Consider the following 14,757-nt stretch of genomic DNA (forward strand, 5'->3'; position numbering starts at 1 on the left):
CGCGGGTGTCGGTGACCGCGCTTCAGGCTACTGCAAAACGGCCGGGACCTGGCTCGCAGACAACGCGATATCGAATCGACGGGGCGATGAACCCATCGGACACACCGGCTGTCGATTTCCGCCCCGCCCGTTCGTTGCTGCCATGAGGGCTACTCCTCCAGCCAGGAAAACCGCCATGTCCAACACTGTCCGCCTGCATCGGGTACTGCGCGCGCCGGCCGAGCGCGTCTATCGCGCCTTCCTCGATGCCGAGGCCCAGGTCAAATGGTTGCCGCCGAACGGCTTCACCGCCAGGGTGCATCATCTGGATGCCCGCGTCGGCGGCAGTTACAAGATGTCCTTCACCAACTTCTCGACCGGCCACAGCCACGTCTTCGGCGGCACCTATGTCGAGCTCACTCCGTTCGAGCGCATCCGCTACACCGACCAGTTCGACGATCCCAACCTGCCCGGTGAAATCACGGTGACCATCACCTTGAAGACCGTGTCCTGCGGCACCGAACTGCACGTGGTGCAGGAAGGCCTGCCCGAAGTGATTCCGCTGGAGCAGTGCTACGTCGGCTGGCAGGAATCGCTGGCACAGCTCGGCCGGCTGGTGGAGGTGGACATTCCGGACTGATTGCCGACACCTGCCGTGCTAGTCCCACGGCACCGATTCGGCCAGCAGATCGCGCAATTGCGCCTCGTCCATGTCCAGCAGCTGCTGCTCCGCCAGGCGAAGGTTTTCCGCGGCCATGACGGTCTTGCGAACCGTCAGGTCGCCGGCGTGGGAGAACACCAGCAGCATGTTGCCGTAGGACGCATCCAGCACCGCGGCTTGCCATGGATTGCCGTTGGTATCGTCGAAACTGCGCATGAAGCCTGTTCCCGGCAAAGGTCGGGCCAGTATATCGACGCTGCAACGGAAGCCGCGCACGTGTCGATATCCCGGGCACCGGTTCGTCGCTGAAGTGAAGGTGGCCTTGTCGGCCCCCATTCCCGCAAGGAGACAACCATGTCCTGGATCGATGGTTTCGTGATCGCCGTTCCCCACGCCAACCGCGCGCAGTTCATCGAGCACGCCCGCACGTTCGACAGCATCTTTCTGGAATTCGGCGCCACCCGGGTGATGGAGTGCTGGGGCGAGGACGTGCCCGATGGCAAGCTCACCGATTTCCGCCGCGCCGTGCAGGCACAGGCCGATGAAGCGGTGGTGTTTTCGTGGGTCGAATGGCCCGACAAGGCCACCCATGATGCCGGCATGGAAAAGTTCATGCAGGACCCACGCATGGAAGCGGCCAGCGCCTGCCCCTTCGATGGCAAGCGCATGATCTTCGGCGGCTTCGTGCCGGTGGTCAGCCTGCCGGGCTGACTGCCGGCGGGAACCATCCGCGTTTGCCGGATGATCTCGGGAGCCATCGCGCCGCCGGTGGCTCCCGACCCCATGCGCGTGGCGCCTGCGCCCTGCCTTCACCCACAGGCACGGTGATTCTGATAGCTTGCGACGGGACGCACGATGGTGATGACGCCTTTCTGCGCACACCACCGGACCCGACGACCACCGCAGGCAGATGATCCCGACGCTTCCTCCACTCGCCGACGTGCTCGACCTGATGCCCGATGCCGTATGCGTGGTCGACACCGAGGGACATCTGTTGTTCGTCAACGCGAGCTTCAAGCGCATCTTCGGCTACGCCCCCGAGGAAGTGCTGGGCCGGCGCATCTTCGAGCTGGTTCACCCCGACGATCGCGCCGCCACCGCGGCGCAGGCCGAGCAGGTCATGGCGGGCCAGCTGCAACTGCATTTCCGCAACCGCTACGTGCACAAGGACGGCCACAGCGTCGACATCCAGTGGTCGGCGCGCTGGCTGCCGCAGCATGGCGTGCGCATCGGCGTCGGCCGCGAGGTAACCGAACTGCGCCGCCTTGAGCGCGAACTGGAGCACCGCGCCAACCACGACTCGCTGACCGGACTGGCCAACCGCGACCGCCTGCGCATCGAATTGCAGTCCGCCATCGATCACGCCAGGCAGACCGGTCACGGCGTGGCGGTGCTGTACCTGGATCTCGACGGGTTCAAGGACGTCAACGATCGCGGCGGCCATGATGCCGGCGATCATCTGCTGCGCGAGGTGGCCGCGCGCCTGCAACAGGGCGTTCGGCAAGGCGACCTGGTGGCCCGGGTCGGTGGCGACGAGTTTGTCGCCGTGCTGCCCGGCTGCCGCGACGCACGGACCGCCCGGGCGGTAGCCGAAACCTTGCGCGCCCGCCTCACCATTCCCTTCAGCCTGCCCGACGGGCTGTTCCGGCTGGACGCCAGCATCGGCATCGCCTGCTTTCCCGACGATGGAGCCAACGCGAAAGCCCTGCTGGCCCAGGCCGACCGTGCGATGTACGCCGTCAAGCACCAGCAGTCGTCACGCGAAAGCGGCCTCGGCGAGAACCAGGAAAGCCGCGCGGACGACGACTGATCATCGCGACCACCGCAGTCGTGCAGCGGACCGTGCGTCGACGTCGGGCTGAGCGGATTACCGGGCGAGCCGCGAGGGGATTAGCATGATGCGCCGGCCGCAGCCCGCGGCAAGGGGAAAATCATGAAGATTCAGCTTTCGCTCGCCCGGGTACTTTCCTGCATGGCGCTGGTGGCGATGTCGCTGCCGGCGCAGGCTGCGGACCCAGCCGCGGCTGCCGCCAAGGCCTCGGCCACCACGACCTGGGTGTATCCGCTGGTCCCGAAATTCGGTGGCGTGCATCCGCGCCCGGATGCCGATGCCCAGCCGGACCCCAAGGCCGACTACAAGATTCTTGTCGACGTGATTTCCACCGGAACCGACAAGAGCAAACCGTATCCATCGCTGGAGCGCCTGGCGCGCCTGGTGAACCTGCTGGCCCACTCCGGGGTGCCGCCGGAACGCATGCACATCGTGGCGGTGCTCGATCAACGCGCGGGCGCCGCGGGCCTGACCGATGCCGCCTCGCGCAAATACCTGAAGAAGGGCAATCCGAACCTGGAAATCCTCCATGCGCTGAAGAAGGCCGGCGTCAAGCTGCTCGTCTGCAGCCAGGCCCTGGCCGAACACGGCGTCCAGGACAACGAGCTCGATCCGGCCGTCACCGTCACGCTGTCGGCGCTCACCGCGCCCGTCGTGTATCAGCAACAGGGCTACCACTACATGCAGTTGTAGGCAGCGTCGGCAGGGACATGGCGAGCGCGGCACGGCGTGCCCTGCCCTTCAATCCAGTGGCCACGGCAGCTGGTCGCGCACCCGTTCGGTGAGGGCCGGTTCGGGCTCCGCCTCGGCGGCGCGTCGCTGCTCGACGGGTTCGCCGCGGCGCCACCATGACTCCACCTCGCGATGCTCGGCAGGCTCGGCCGGTTGTCCCAGACGCGGCAGGAACAGGCCGACGCCGAGCGGGTCGGCCAGTTTCAGCAAGTCCTCGACGGGTTCGTCCCAGGCATGCGTGGCCAGCGCAAACGTGCCCCAGTGCACCGGCATCAGCACGCCGCCGCCAAGCAGGCGGTGAGCGGCCAGCGCGTTGGCGGGCCCCAGGTGGATATCGCCCCAGGAAGGATGGAACGCGCCCACTTCGAGCATCACCAGATCGAACGGGCCCAGCCGGTCGCGGATCGCTTCGTATTCGGTGGTGAGCCCGGTGTCGCCGCTGAAGAACACCCGATGCCGGTCGCCGGCCATGACCATCGACGACCACAATGTCTGGTTGCGATCCTTCAGGCCGCGGCCGGAAAAATGCTGCGACGGCGCTGCCGTGATGGTGAGCCCGGTGCCCGGCACGCGATGGCTTTGCCACCAGACCAGCTCGGTGATGCGCGACGGTGCGATGCCCCAGCTTTCGAGATGGGCGCCGACCCCGAGCGAGGTGACGAACGGAACCTTCGATTTCGCCAGCGCCCGGATTGTCGGATAGTCCAGGTGGTCGTAGTGGTCGTGCGAAATCACCACGGCGTCGATCGGGGGCAGATCACGCAAGCCGATCGGCACCGGCTGGAAGCGCCTGGGCCCCAGCAGGGTGAAGGGCGAGGCCCGCTGTCCCCACACTGGATCGGTGAGCACCCGAAAGCCGTCGATCTCCAGCAATACGGTGGAGTGGCCCAGCCAGGTGGCCCGCAAGCCGCTGGCCGGCTTTCTCGCCCAGCCGCTGCGCGGGTCCTGCGCAGGCAGTGGCGCAGGTGGCGTGCGGTTCTCGTCGCCGCAGAAGAAATCCCGCAGCGTGGGCCGCGGCGCATCCGGATCGCGCAGTCCCGGCAGGACCGGATGGATGTTGCGCAGACGTTCGCCGTCCCACAGCGGCAGATCGTGCAGCCGTTCCAGCCGCTCGCCCTGCGGCGGCTTGCCAAAGGACTTCATGCGGCGTGCTCCGTCATCGCAGCCCTCCACGGTGGGGCGTCAACAAGCCGTCGTGACGAGCACGTTCCTGCCGCCGCACCGCTCAGAACGCCGGATGCGCCGGCCCGCTTTCCATGTGAAAGACCTGCCAGGTCTGCCGACCCCAGTCGGTGGCGATTTTCCTGGCCTTGATGTAGCAGCCCTGCTTCCTGACCCAGGTCGCCGGATCGGTGCCGGCCTGGGCCTGGACCACGGCGCCGACGCGGGCAACGCCGAAGTCCCATTTCAGCACCGCTTCGTCATTGACCGCCTTGGCCAGCGGATCACCACGCTTCCAGCCGCTCGGCTTCTCGTGCGCCTGGATCGATTGCACGACGACACTCTCGAAGTCGGCCTTCGGCACCCAGTTGAGCACGATGAAGGTGGTGCGGGCCGTCTTCATGCCGGCCAGCGGATCCTCCACCGGCTTGCCCTGGACGATGCGGCTGGCCGCAAATGTGGTGACGAATCGCGGGCAGCTACACTGGGTGCAGGCACCGGCGCCGGGATGCCTGTTGAAGCGATGGCCGCAGCCGCAGAGGTCGGCGACGTTGCGGTTGTCCGCCGTCGTCTTCATCTTCTGGTTCATCAGGCCATGCTCGGCCCGCTGCCAGTTTTCGCCGGCCTCCCGGGTCTTGCCCGAGTTCAGCCATTCGAAGTACGCCTCGCGCTCGGTGCGCTCGCGATCCTTGGAGAACGTGGCCAGGTGCTTCTTGGAGAAATTCTTGTCGAAGCGGATCGTGTAGCGCTCGCCATCCCAGTCGCTGAGCACCCACTCCTCGTCTGCCGTGGCCACGCGGCTCAATCGCTCCAGGCCGGTGGTCGATTCGATGTACTTCTCATAGGACAGCAGGTCCGCCGCCGTCCAGGTATCCGAATGCTCGTGCACCTTGCGCTCCCCGGTTCACTCCGAACCACGCTGTCAGGTGCGCAAGCATCGCGCGCGGCACAGCCGGCTGCAATGGGCTTTCGGCGGGACCTCGCGTGAGCCGGGGCCGCGTTGCCGTGCACCGCGATGCAGTCGACTCCCCGGCGGTCAGTGCGCGCGGCGGTCACTGCACGCTGGTCGCCGCGGGCGCGGGCGCCGTGGCCGGCGGCGCGGCCGCCGCCTGACCGGTGCCCGCGCACGCGACGGGTGCCGCAGACTGGTTGCCGATCACCATGGTGCAGGTCCAGCTGATGGTGCGGCTGGAGTTGTCAGCGGCGGGTTCCACCGGAAGCAGGACCAGCACGGGGTCGGGCTTGGTGCCGGTGTTTCGCGTGGTCAGCGTGATCCGGCCGCCGTCCCCCAGTTCGATTTTGTCGACGTATTCGCCGGGCGGGCCGGCGTTGTAGGCGAGGTCGCTCCGGGTGACATGAGCCAGGCCGCCCTTTGTCGTCGCCGCCTCCATGACCACCAGCTTGGGGGCATCGGTGGACTTCATGGCCTCCTCGATATGGTCGCGGGCGACCCGGTCGTGCCACGCGGGGATGGCGAACGCCGCCACCACGACCAGGATCGCCAGGACGACCAGGATCGTGACCAGGGAAATGCCTCTGCTCGTCTGCATGGGGTTGCTCCCGTCCATCTCGTCACTGCCGGTGCCACGCCGGCGTCGACGCCAAAGATGCTGGCAAGGGCGTGTGCGCTCCATGAAGATGGTGTTGCGACGGCCCGATCCCGGTGTCGATCCGTCCGCACCTCGTTCGTCGCAACAAGGAAGCATCCCGCCCCCTAAGCCAGGAGAATCCCATGCTCGCCAAGAACACCATCTGCGTCTGGTACGACAGCGCCGCCCTGGAAGCCGCCACGTTCTATGCCAGGACCTTCCCGGACAGCTCGGTAGGGGCGATCCATCACGCACCGGGCGATTACCCCGCCGGCAAGCAGGGCGATGTGCTGATGGTCGACTTCACGGTCATGGGCATCCCCTGCGTGGGCCTGAATGGCGGGCCGGGCATGCTGCACAACGAGTCCTTTTCGTTCCAGGTGGCCACCGACGACCAGGCTGAAACCGATCGCCTGTGGAACGCGATCATCGACAACGGGGGCCAGGCCAGCGCCTGCGGCTGGTGCAAGGACAAGTGGGGCGTGTCCTGGCAGATCAGCCCCCGCATGCTGATCGACGCCGTCACCCATCCCGACCCCGCCGTTGCCAGGCGCGCGTTCGAGGCAATGATGAAGATGGGCAAGATCGACATCGCCGCGATCGAAGCCGCCGTGCGCGGCTGACCATTACAACGGTCACCACCAATGCACAACGGAGGCAAGGCGGCCTCTGTGAGCATCATCCCTTTTTCCGCCAACCACCCGTGACGCACGCGGCGTCATGCATGACCAGGAGCTCCACCATGAATCCGACCATCACCGCCTTTGAATCGTCGCCTGATCGCGGCCGGGGACTGGCCCGCGACATGCGCGTCCGCTGGGCGCTGGAAGAAGTCGGCCAGGCCTACGAAGTGCGGCTGGTCTCGTTCGCGGCGATGAAACGGCCCGCGCATCTGGGGCTGCACCCGTTCGGGCAGATCCCCACCTATGAAGAAGGCGAGCTCGCCCTGTTCGAGTCGGGCGCCATCGTGTTTCACCTCGCGCAGACGCGCCCGGGCCTGCTGCCGGACGAGGCGAATGCCCGCGCACGCGCGATCACCTGGATGTTCGCCGCACTGAACACGGTGGAGCCGCCGCTGGTCGAGTTCAGCATGGCCAAGGTATTCGAATGCAACAAGCCCTGGTACGAGCAACGCCAGCCGATGCTCGAGGAGCGGGCGCGCAAGACACTGGGCCTGCTGTCCAGCCGTCTTGGCGAAGCCGACTGGCTCGACGGCGCGTTCAGCGCGGGCGACCTGATGATGGTCGGCGTGCTGTTCCGGGCGAAGCCCACGGGAATACTGGACGACTACCCGAATCTCGCCGCCTACGTGGCCCGCGCCGAAGCACGGCCTGCGTTCAGGCAGGCGTTTGCAGCGCAGTTGGCCGTGTTCGAGAACAGCCGCGCGGCGGGCTGACCGTCATTCGTCCGGGCTCCCCGCGCAACACGCAGTGGGGCCGTGGATCGCCGGCGTTGCGCAGGATGAAGCAGCATTGGGAAGCGCTCGGGCTACCGCTGCCCCGTCAGGCACTGGCCGGTTCGATCCGCGGGTTTCGTTTCGGCGACGACATGGCGAATTTTTCCCCGACCGCCAGGCAGGCCTCGGCGAGCCGTGCCCCGGCCCGCTTGAGGGCCGCCTCGGACACCCCGGCGTAGCTCAGCACCAGGGTCACGTGATCGGGCGGGGTTCGATGGAAGCACTCGGCGGAACGGATGTGCACGCCGCGCGCCAGCGCCTCAGCCAGCAATGCCGCGGTGGCATGGCGTGGCAACCGGGGCAAGTGCACGAAAAGCGATCCTCCCGCCACCGCGTCGGTCACCATCATCGCGTCGCCCAGACGTGCATGCAGGGCCGCGCACAGCGCCCGATGGCGGGGCGCGAGGCGGTGGGCGATGCGCCGCAGATCGCGCAGGTACTGGCCGCTGTTGATGCACGCCGCAAGCACGTGCTGCTGCATCGATACGCTGCCGCGATCGGCCAGCCACTTGACCGCCAGGAACCGTTCGCGCAGCTGGCGTGGCACCAGCATGTAGCCCAGCTGCAAGGCGGGAAACATCGAGCGGGCGAAACTGCTGACGTGGATGACCCGGCCATGCCGGTCCAGCGACCACAACGACGGAGCCGTGCGCACGCCGAAGCGGTGTTCGCAGTCGAAATCGTCCTCGACCAGCACGGCGTCGTGGGCACAGGCCCAATGCAGCAGTGCCCGGCGTCGATCCTCGGGCATGACCACGCCGGTCGGGAACTGGAATGACGGCGACACGTTGACCAGTCGCACGCCATCCAGCGCCGTGGCATGGCGGTCGATGTCCATGCCTTGCGGGCTGACGGGACACGGCACGATCCGCGCGCCCATCGCCTCGAAGGTGTGGCGCACGCTCCAGTGACAGGGCTCCTCCACGCCGACACCATCGCCTTCGTCAAGCAGGACGCGGGCGATCAGATCGCGCGCCTGCTGGGCGCCGCTGACGATCAGGATGTCGTCCGGGTCGACCTCGATCGCCCGCTCGACACCCAAATAGCTGGCCACCGCCTTGCGCAATTCGATGGCGCCCTGCAGTTCAGGGAAGTCGGGTGTGTCGCGACGACGCAGCAGCGCCACCAGGTTCTGTTTCCACGCCTTGAGGCTGCGCGGATCGGACTTCACGCGCGGCTGCGCCAGATCGACCAGCCCTCCTTCGATCACGCCCGTGTCAAGCGCCGGCGGATTCCTCTCGGGCGTGGCTGGCAGCACGGCGCGCCGGGCCAGGCGGGACAGCCGGGGCTCTCTCGGCGCCGCGACCAACTCGTCGAGCGGCGTGCCGCCGGCGGATGCGTCGATGCGACGCGCGCTCACGTAAGTGCCGCTACCCGAGCGTGACTCCAGGTAGCCCTCGCTCTCCAGCTGGTCATAAGCCATCAGGACTACCGTGCGGGAAACCCCCAGGGAGACGGTCATCGAGCGGGTGCCGGGCAGGCACGCGCCTGCCTGGAAACGGCCGGCATCGATATCGCGCCGGATCGACTCGGCGATCCGGACATACATCGGCTTGTCGTCTTGCCGCCTGTTCGCCATCCATGCTCCCGGGGCGGCTTGAAGTGGTTACATCGAAAAAGCGGGCGACCGGTCATTTACGCCCCCGTCGGCCCTGCAGATCATCATGCCATGGCCACTGACCGGGGAAGCATCACGATGAAGTTGTTCAAGTTGTCCGCACGCAAGCTGGCGGTGTTGATCGGTTGCGTAGCGTGCTCGGGGCTGGCGAATGCCAGGGCTACGGACGATCACTCGACCGACCCGGCCTACGCCAGGTACTACCAGCAGGCGGTGAACTGGGGCGGCTGCCCGCCCTCGTTGTTCACCGATGGAAGCACGATCCAGTGTGCCCTGATCACCGTGCCGATCGACTGGGCCGATCCGAGCCAGGGCGACATCACCATCGGCATTTCCAGGCCGCTGCATTCACCGCCTGGCGCACGCCTGCTGCTGGTCAACGCCGGCGGCCCGGACAACTCCAGCGCTTCGCAGGCGGAGATGCTCGAGCAGTTGCAGCCGCAAGTCCAGGCCAATCACCTGGTGGTCGGCGTCGACCTGCGCGGCATCACCGATGGCCTGGGCACCCGGGTGAGCTGCGACTACGCACCGCGCAGCGGCGCCGAGAATTTCATGGACGGCGACAGCCGCAATCCCACGGCCGCCAGCGTGCAGGCACAGCAGGACTGGTGGTATCGTTCGATCAGCGCCTGCCTGCAACAGCACGCCGCCTTCCTCAAGAGCATCAACACGCCCAACCACGCGCGCGACCTGAACCTGGTGCGTGCCGTGCTGGGCTTCCCCCGCGCCGACCTGCTCGGCGTATCCAGCGGCAGCAGCCTGATGGCGTATGCCAACCGCCTGTTTCCCGATCGCTTCGAGCGCGTGGTGCTCGACAGCAACATGAACTGGCTGCACCTGGACTGGCAGCGGCAGGACCTGAAGCGGATGTCGATGGATCAGCTGAATGTGCAGCAGGCATTCATTCCCTTCGTGGCGCGGCACGACGACCAGTTCCACATGGGCACGACGCCGCAGCAGGTGATGACCACCTTCCAGCGGATCTACCAGGCCGCCTCGCAACACCGCATGGGCAGCGTGACGCCGGACCAGGCGCTGGCTTCGCTGGATGGCACCGGCATGTGGGTGTTCTGGGATCTGCTGGTGTCGCCGTCGCTGAGCGCGATGTCGCAGGCGCTGGATGGCGATCCGGCCCACATCGCCGCCGCCGAACAGATGGGCGCGATGACCTCGGTCGACCTGCGCAGCCAGCCCGGCTTCAACCCGATGGCCGATGTCTTGCAATGCAACGACTCCGGCTCCACCGATACGCGCAGCATCGCCCGCAAGATCGCGGACGTCCGCACCAACTGGGCGATCGGCGCCTCCACCCTGATCGACAAGTGCCGGCACTGGCCGTGGCAGCAGGCGCTCGACCGCCAGCTGGAGTCGCGCACCAGGGTGCATGCCCTGATGGTGCAGAACGAGTTCGATCCGTCCACGCCCTACTCCGAGGCGCTCAAGGACCGCCTGCTGGATGACCCCGCCGCGCGGATGGTGCTGGTCAACAACGCCACCACCCACGGCGTGATGTTCGACGACAACGCCTGCACCACCAACGCGGAATTCGCCTATCTGAACTCCGGCGACATGCCCGCCCGCGACGTGGTCTGCCAGGCCAGGCCGATGCATTCCTTCGCCATGCAGGACGCCACGACCTACGAATACGGCTACCCCGCCGCGGGCTGGTGGCTGCCGCCCCCGCCGAACACGCATCAGGCGAACTGGCTGCTGGTGCCCTGAGAGGTTGCGACTTCACAGCCTCGAAGCCGGAGACGGCAAGACAATGGATGGGGAGGGCATGGATGCCCGGGTCGAGGCAACGCAGGAGCCGTTGCCCACCCCCGAATCGAGGCGAGGCAGACACCGTTGTTCATCGCCCACCTGAAAACTGCCCCGGTGATCCGCCGTGGCGGGATCGGGCGAAAGTTTCCGGGGATGCAGGCACGACGACTGCCAAACGTTCCCCGGCCTCAGAAGTCCGACCTGGCGAACCGCGCGACCCCCTGGTTCATGCCCGGCGGGTCGAGCGTGCTGAGGTCGAGTTCGATCGGCGTGCCGATCCAGTGCGCCAGCGTCGTGTGGTCGGCCAGGTCGTCATCGGTGAGCGGATGGACCAGCGCGGTCAGGCCGGAGGCTTCGATCAGCTTGAGGATGGCCGGCAGCGCTTCTCCGGTGTAGTGGATCTCGAACTGCGGGATCGGATGCGGGCCGGCCTTGCCGTCCTTGAGCTGCCCGACGAAGAGCAGCCGGGGGATCGCACCCGAGTCCATGCGATCGATCAGGTCACGCCGCATGGCCTCGGCCGCGGCACGCGTTGCGGGCGTGCAGTAGATGTGCGCGTGCCAGGGCGCTTCGTGTTCGCTCATGTCGATCCTCCGCTCGCCGGCCTCATGCATCCGCCATCAACTTGCCGGCCTTGGCCCAGCCGTCGCGCGGCACTTCGCTGATCAGAATATCCACGCTTTCCGGCGGACAGGCCAGCGTCTCGGCGGTGGCGCGGGTCACTTCGCGCACGAAGGCGCGCTTCTGTTCCACGGTGCGGCCGGGAAGCATTTCGAGATGCAAGGTGGGCATGGTGTTCTCCGATGAGGGCCCCGGATCGAGGCGGTCGCCATGGTGCGCCCTGCTTGCAACTTGATAAACATGCCATGATTTGACCAATTTCAAACCTGCAGGTTGTCAATCATGAACAAGCTGGCCGGCATGGAAATGTTCGTCCGGGTGGTGGAAAGCGGCAGCTTCACTGCCGCCGCGGAGCTCAGCCGGGTCTCGCCCACCATGGTCGCCAAGCACGTGCGCGCCATCGAGGATCGACTGGGCGCACGCCTGCTCCACCGCACCACCCGCCGGCAACAGCTCTCCGACGTGGGCCGGCTCTACTACGAGCGCTGCAAGCTGGCGCTGGCCGACGTGGAACTGGCCGAGGCCAGCGCGTCGGAATTGCAATCCAGCCCGCGCGGCCGCCTGCGGCTGGTGTCGCCGGTGAGTTTCGGCAGCCACAGCCTGGTGCCGGCGCTGAGCGAATACATGGCGCGCTACCCCGAAGTCGGCGTCGAACTGACGCTGGACAATGGTCGTCCCAGCCTCGTCGACGAAGGCTTCGAGCTGGGCATCCACATCGGCGACATCAACGAGCCCGGCCTGGTCGCCCGCCCGCTGCAGCCCTACCGTCGACGCCTGGCCGCGGCACCGGCCTACCTGGCGCGACATGGCCAGCTCGATCATCCGCAGCAACTGGCTGCGCACGAATGCCTGGGCCTGTCGTACTGGCGACGGCACGACCTCTGGCGACTGGTCGGGCCCGGCGGAGCCACCTGCAACGTCGCCGTGCGGGGCCGCTTCACGGCGAACCAGGGCGATGCCCTGCGCATCGCCGCGCTGAACGGCATCGGCATCGTGCTCCAGCCCGAGGCGGTGCTGGCCGATGACCTGGCCTCCGGGCGTCTGTTGCCGGTGTTGCCCGAGTGGTCGCTGGCACCCTCGCCGATGTACCTGATCTATCCGCAGAACCTGCATCCCACCGCCAAGCTGCGCACCGTCATCGACTTCCTGATCGAGCGCTTCGGCCCGTCGCCGAAGCAATGACGGGATGCCTGCGCAGTCTGCTGCATCCGTTCCCTTGCATCGCGTGCAGCTCCGTTCGTCTGGTCCCCTGAACCGCGGAACACGTTTTCAGTCAGGAGATGCCAGCGACGATTCGCATCGACTCGGGCCTCTGGCCACTTGTTCGCCGGCGTCTTCAACGCTTCGCGTACGGCGCCACCTGGCTGCGCAGGATTTTCCATTCCGCTGCGGTCAGCGGCAGCTCCGGGTATCGGCGGCTGTAGTAGTCGGCAAGGTCGCCGCTGAACGGCCAGTCCGAAGCAGGCAGGAAATGGCGCAGCCCGATGCGCCGGATCAGCGCCACCAGCGCCTGCTTGTCGGCGGGGCTGCTGTCGTCCCTCCACACGTCGGCAAGATCGAACCAGACGTGCCTGAATTTTCCGGGATGCCTGGCGAATGCATCGGCAAACGCGCCCAGCGCGGACAGCGTGGCCTGGTCCAGCCCGCCCCAACCTCCCGCGTGGGCGATCTGCACCGGGGTGTCGCCGGCTGCGGGGAGTACGTCCGCCAGGAACCGCTGCACGTCGCGTGCGCCGTAATCCATGCTTGCGGGGCGCAGATGGATCATGATCGCCAGCCGGGCGTCGGCCGCCGCGTGGAACACCGCCTTCAGCGCCGCCACGTCGCGGTCGCGTCGAAGGTTCACCCCGGACGCCGTGAGGTGGAGTTTGATGCCGGTCACGGCGGGGTTGCCGCGCCAGCGCATGATTTCCGGCAGCGCGTCGGGCCTGAGTGGATCGATGGCCACGAACGCGCGCAGGCGACCACCGGATTCGCGCGCGAGATTCACGGTCCAGTCGTTGGCGGCGCGCAGCAGCGCCGCGGCGTCGGCGCGTTGCGGCACCATCATCGGGCTCTCGGCCAGGTAACCCGTCGACATCACCAGCGCGCGACGGACACCGGCACGATCCATCGCCTTCAGCAAGTCGTCAGGCGTCAACGGCGCGGTGATCGCCGGATCGCAGCCGCCATAACGCTCGACGCTCTTGCAGTAGCCAGGCAGAAAGTCGCGGATCGCCGGCGAGTTCACGTGCACATGGTGATCGACGCGCACCGGTACCAGGCGATCTCGCGCCGGCAGCGCGCTGCATGCGGCCAACGCCAGGACCAACGACGCCACGCAAGGCCGCATCAGCACCCGCGTGACTGCAGACCTTCCGACAGGAAAATGCACGTCGCCTCCCGACCTCCGCCGTTCGTTGGACCATGTCGCCCGCGCGACATGCGTTGCGTTCGATGCTGCCCATCATCAAACGCCGTGTCCGTGTCTGCAATCGCGACCCGCTCGGCGCCGGCCGATCCGCCGGATCACAGCCGCTGGTCGACGCGAACGCCTTCACTGCTGCTGCGGCAGGGGCGCGGCATCAGGTTCCCAGCGCAGCAGGTCGCCCGGCTGGCAGTCCAGCGCCTGGCACAGCGCGTCCAGGGTGGCCAGGCGAACAGCCTTGGCCCGTCCGTTCTTCAACACTGCCAGGTTCGCGGGGGTGATGCCGATGCGTTCGGCCAGCGTGCCGACGGCCATCTTGCGCCGGGCCAGCATGACGTCGATGTCCACCACGATGGCCATCAGATCACCTCGTCCAGTTCGGACTGCAGATGCCTGGCCTGGGAATCCAGCGCCACCGCCTGCTTGAGCAGCATCCGCAGCACCAGCACGATCAGCGCCACGCCGCCGATCACCAGCGAGGCGCCGCAGACCATCGCCACCAGGCCGGGAGCGATTTCGTCGCCCGGCGTGGTCCGGTTGCTGTGCGCGGCCACCACCGCGATGCCGAAGGTCAGCACCGAGGCCGCCGCGATCGCGCCGATCACGATGTCGACGTAACGGAATGCCGCCAGCGAAAACACCGTGCCGCGGCGGACCATGGTCAGCAGCCGCCAGATGCACACCGCGGTCACCTGCATCGTCAACACGCCCAGGATCACGATCACCACCAGCGGAATCCGCACGTCCGCCCGCGCCGATTCCAGGTCCTGCCACAACAGCGGTGCGATCACTCCCTGCACCACCAGCGAACCCGCCAGGGCGATCGCGATCACGACCCGCAACGCCAGCACCGCAAGATTCCCCATCGCCGCTCTCCCCTATCGTATGGAGATTACAATATATCTCAAAACGATAGATTTGCAATGTCAATCAGCGTA

18 protein-coding genes are annotated in these 14,757 nt (G+C 67.0%); 8 read left to right on the forward strand and 10 right to left on the reverse strand.

Going from position 1 to position 14,757, the window contains the following annotated elements:
• Positions 1 to 175: 175 nt before the first annotated feature.
• Positions 176 to 619 (forward strand): SRPBCC family protein, encoded by a 444-nt coding sequence (locus I6J77_RS09695; RefSeq protein ID WP_056764697.1) that lies wholly within the window; start codon positions 176 to 178, stop codon positions 617 to 619.
• 18 nt (positions 620 to 637) lie between these two features.
• Here the strand turns inward: I6J77_RS09695 and I6J77_RS09700 are convergent, their stop codons facing one another.
• On the reverse strand, positions 638 to 856 hold the full coding sequence (locus I6J77_RS09700; protein ID WP_056718349.1) for a hypothetical protein: 219 nt from the start codon (positions 854 to 856) through the stop codon (positions 638 to 640).
• A gap of 138 nt (positions 857 to 994) precedes the next feature.
• On the opposite strand from I6J77_RS09700, the gene I6J77_RS09705 reads away from it, so the two are divergent.
• The 3 genes from I6J77_RS09705 (at position 995) to I6J77_RS09715 (ending at position 3,164) form a co-directional block, all read left to right on the forward strand.
• Positions 995 to 1,351, forward strand: coding sequence for a DUF1428 domain-containing protein (locus I6J77_RS09705; protein WP_056764695.1), 357 nt, complete (start codon positions 995 to 997; stop codon positions 1,349 to 1,351).
• 199 nt (positions 1,352 to 1,550) lie between these two features.
• Positions 1,551 to 2,450 (forward strand): sensor domain-containing diguanylate cyclase, encoded by a 900-nt coding sequence (locus I6J77_RS09710; protein WP_204108818.1) that lies wholly within the window; start codon positions 1,551 to 1,553, stop codon positions 2,448 to 2,450.
• A 123-nt stretch (positions 2,451 to 2,573) separates the two neighbouring features.
• The gene (locus I6J77_RS09715) at positions 2,574 to 3,164 is read left to right on the forward strand and encodes a DsrE family protein (protein WP_204108819.1); all 591 of its coding nucleotides are present in this window, start codon (positions 2,574 to 2,576) and stop codon (positions 3,162 to 3,164) included.
• 48 nt (positions 3,165 to 3,212) lie between these two features.
• On the opposite strand, the gene I6J77_RS09720 is transcribed toward I6J77_RS09715, so the two are convergent.
• From I6J77_RS09720 to I6J77_RS09730, 3 genes are all read right to left on the reverse strand, one after another.
• A complete protein-coding gene (locus tag I6J77_RS09720) occupies positions 3,213 to 4,346 on the reverse strand; it encodes an MBL fold metallo-hydrolase (protein WP_204108820.1) in 1,134 nt (377 codons plus the stop codon).
• An 82-nt stretch (positions 4,347 to 4,428) separates the two neighbouring features.
• On the reverse strand, positions 4,429 to 5,253 hold the full coding sequence (locus I6J77_RS09725) for a hypothetical protein (RefSeq protein ID WP_056718342.1): 825 nt from the start codon (positions 5,251 to 5,253) through the stop codon (positions 4,429 to 4,431).
• A 163-nt stretch (positions 5,254 to 5,416) separates the two neighbouring features.
• Positions 5,417 to 5,914: a hypothetical protein gene (locus I6J77_RS09730; protein WP_204108821.1), complete on the reverse strand. Its 498-nt coding sequence runs from the start codon at positions 5,912 to 5,914 to the stop codon at positions 5,417 to 5,419.
• A 182-nt stretch (positions 5,915 to 6,096) separates the two neighbouring features.
• Between I6J77_RS09730 and I6J77_RS09735 the strand changes: the two genes are divergently transcribed.
• Both I6J77_RS09735 and I6J77_RS09740 read left to right on the forward strand, forming a co-directional pair.
• Positions 6,097 to 6,576, forward strand: a complete 480-nt coding sequence (locus I6J77_RS09735) for a VOC family protein (protein WP_204108822.1) — start codon at positions 6,097 to 6,099, stop codon at positions 6,574 to 6,576.
• Between the two features lie 119 nt (positions 6,577 to 6,695).
• Positions 6,696 to 7,349 (forward strand): glutathione S-transferase family protein, encoded by a 654-nt coding sequence (locus I6J77_RS09740; protein WP_204108823.1) that lies wholly within the window; start codon positions 6,696 to 6,698, stop codon positions 7,347 to 7,349.
• A 106-nt stretch (positions 7,350 to 7,455) separates the two neighbouring features.
• On the opposite strand, the gene I6J77_RS09745 is transcribed toward I6J77_RS09740, so the two are convergent.
• On the reverse strand, positions 7,456 to 8,988 hold the full coding sequence (locus I6J77_RS09745; protein ID WP_204108824.1) for a PLP-dependent aminotransferase family protein: 1,533 nt from the start codon (positions 8,986 to 8,988) through the stop codon (positions 7,456 to 7,458).
• A gap of 117 nt (positions 8,989 to 9,105) precedes the next feature.
• Here I6J77_RS09745 and I6J77_RS09750 point away from each other — a divergent pair, with 117 nt between their 5' ends.
• On the forward strand, positions 9,106 to 10,749 hold the full coding sequence (locus I6J77_RS09750) for an alpha/beta fold hydrolase (protein ID WP_204108825.1): 1,644 nt from the start codon (positions 9,106 to 9,108) through the stop codon (positions 10,747 to 10,749).
• Between the two features lie 230 nt (positions 10,750 to 10,979).
• Here I6J77_RS09750 and I6J77_RS09755 read toward each other — a convergent pair whose 3' ends face one another.
• Both I6J77_RS09755 and I6J77_RS09760 read right to left on the reverse strand, forming a co-directional pair.
• Positions 10,980 to 11,375, reverse strand: a complete 396-nt coding sequence (locus I6J77_RS09755; protein WP_204108826.1) for a DOPA 4,5-dioxygenase family protein — start codon at positions 11,373 to 11,375, stop codon at positions 10,980 to 10,982.
• Positions 11,376 to 11,397: 22 nt separating this feature from the next.
• The gene (locus I6J77_RS09760; protein WP_007809182.1) at positions 11,398 to 11,583 is read right to left on the reverse strand and encodes a 4-oxalocrotonate tautomerase; all 186 of its coding nucleotides are present in this window, start codon (positions 11,581 to 11,583) and stop codon (positions 11,398 to 11,400) included.
• Positions 11,584 to 11,694: 111 nt separating this feature from the next.
• Here I6J77_RS09760 and I6J77_RS09765 point away from each other — a divergent pair, with 111 nt between their 5' ends.
• Positions 11,695 to 12,594, forward strand: coding sequence for a LysR family transcriptional regulator (locus I6J77_RS09765; RefSeq protein ID WP_204108827.1), 900 nt, complete (start codon positions 11,695 to 11,697; stop codon positions 12,592 to 12,594).
• Positions 12,595 to 12,748: 154 nt separating this feature from the next.
• Here the strand turns inward: I6J77_RS09765 and I6J77_RS09770 are convergent, their stop codons facing one another.
• The 3 genes from I6J77_RS09770 to I6J77_RS09780 form a co-directional block, all read right to left on the reverse strand.
• Positions 12,749 to 13,732: an amidohydrolase family protein gene (locus tag I6J77_RS09770; RefSeq protein ID WP_239308903.1), complete on the reverse strand. Its 984-nt coding sequence runs from the start codon at positions 13,730 to 13,732 to the stop codon at positions 12,749 to 12,751.
• 216 nt (positions 13,733 to 13,948) lie between these two features.
• Positions 13,949 to 14,179: a helix-turn-helix transcriptional regulator gene (locus I6J77_RS09775; protein WP_056718331.1), complete on the reverse strand. Its 231-nt coding sequence runs from the start codon at positions 14,177 to 14,179 to the stop codon at positions 13,949 to 13,951.
• Entirely contained in the window at positions 14,179 to 14,685 is a 507-nt protein-coding gene (locus I6J77_RS09780; protein WP_056764665.1) for a DUF2975 domain-containing protein, read from the reverse strand. The genes I6J77_RS09775 and I6J77_RS09780 overlap by 1 nt, the downstream gene beginning before the upstream one ends.
• Positions 14,686 to 14,757: the final 72 nt, after the last annotated feature.

This window comes from Rhodanobacter sp. FDAARGOS 1247 (genome assembly GCF_016889805.1).
Taxonomy (GTDB): Bacteria; Pseudomonadota; Gammaproteobacteria; order Xanthomonadales; family Rhodanobacteraceae; genus Rhodanobacter.

Bases quoted from the DNA above. Each gene is read 5' to 3' on its own strand.
- I6J77_RS09780 (WP_056764665.1), bottom strand. From the start codon at position 14,685: ATGGGGAATCTTGCGGTGCTGGCGTTGCGGGTCGTGATCGCGATCGCC.
- I6J77_RS09705 (WP_056764695.1), top strand. From the start codon at position 995: ATGTCCTGGATCGATGGTTTCGTGATCGCCGTTCCCCACGCCAACCGC.
- I6J77_RS09715 (WP_204108819.1), top strand. From the start codon at position 2,574: ATGAAGATTCAGCTTTCGCTCGCCCGGGTACTTTCCTGCATGGCGCTG.
- I6J77_RS09695 (WP_056764697.1), top strand. From the start codon at position 176: ATGTCCAACACTGTCCGCCTGCATCGGGTACTGCGCGCGCCGGCCGAG.
- I6J77_RS09765 (WP_204108827.1), top strand. From the start codon at position 11,695: ATGAACAAGCTGGCCGGCATGGAAATGTTCGTCCGGGTGGTGGAAAGC.
- I6J77_RS09710 (WP_204108818.1), top strand. From the start codon at position 1,551: ATGATCCCGACGCTTCCTCCACTCGCCGACGTGCTCGACCTGATGCCC.
- I6J77_RS09745 (WP_204108824.1), bottom strand. From the start codon at position 8,988: ATGGCGAACAGGCGGCAAGACGACAAGCCGATGTATGTCCGGATCGCC.
- I6J77_RS09775 (WP_056718331.1), bottom strand. From the start codon at position 14,179: ATGGCCATCGTGGTGGACATCGACGTCATGCTGGCCCGGCGCAAGATG.
- I6J77_RS09755 (WP_204108826.1), bottom strand. From the start codon at position 11,375: ATGAGCGAACACGAAGCGCCCTGGCACGCGCACATCTACTGCACGCCC.
- I6J77_RS09740 (WP_204108823.1), top strand. From the start codon at position 6,696: ATGAATCCGACCATCACCGCCTTTGAATCGTCGCCTGATCGCGGCCGG.
- I6J77_RS09735 (WP_204108822.1), top strand. From the start codon at position 6,097: ATGCTCGCCAAGAACACCATCTGCGTCTGGTACGACAGCGCCGCCCTG.
- I6J77_RS09760 (WP_007809182.1), bottom strand. From the start codon at position 11,583: ATGCCCACCTTGCATCTCGAAATGCTTCCCGGCCGCACCGTGGAACAG.
- I6J77_RS09730 (WP_204108821.1), bottom strand. From the start codon at position 5,914: ATGCAGACGAGCAGAGGCATTTCCCTGGTCACGATCCTGGTCGTCCTG.
- I6J77_RS09720 (WP_204108820.1), bottom strand. From the start codon at position 4,346: ATGAAGTCCTTTGGCAAGCCGCCGCAGGGCGAGCGGCTGGAACGGCTG.
- I6J77_RS09700 (WP_056718349.1), bottom strand. From the start codon at position 856: ATGCGCAGTTTCGACGATACCAACGGCAATCCATGGCAAGCCGCGGTG.
- I6J77_RS09750 (WP_204108825.1), top strand. From the start codon at position 9,106: ATGAAGTTGTTCAAGTTGTCCGCACGCAAGCTGGCGGTGTTGATCGGT.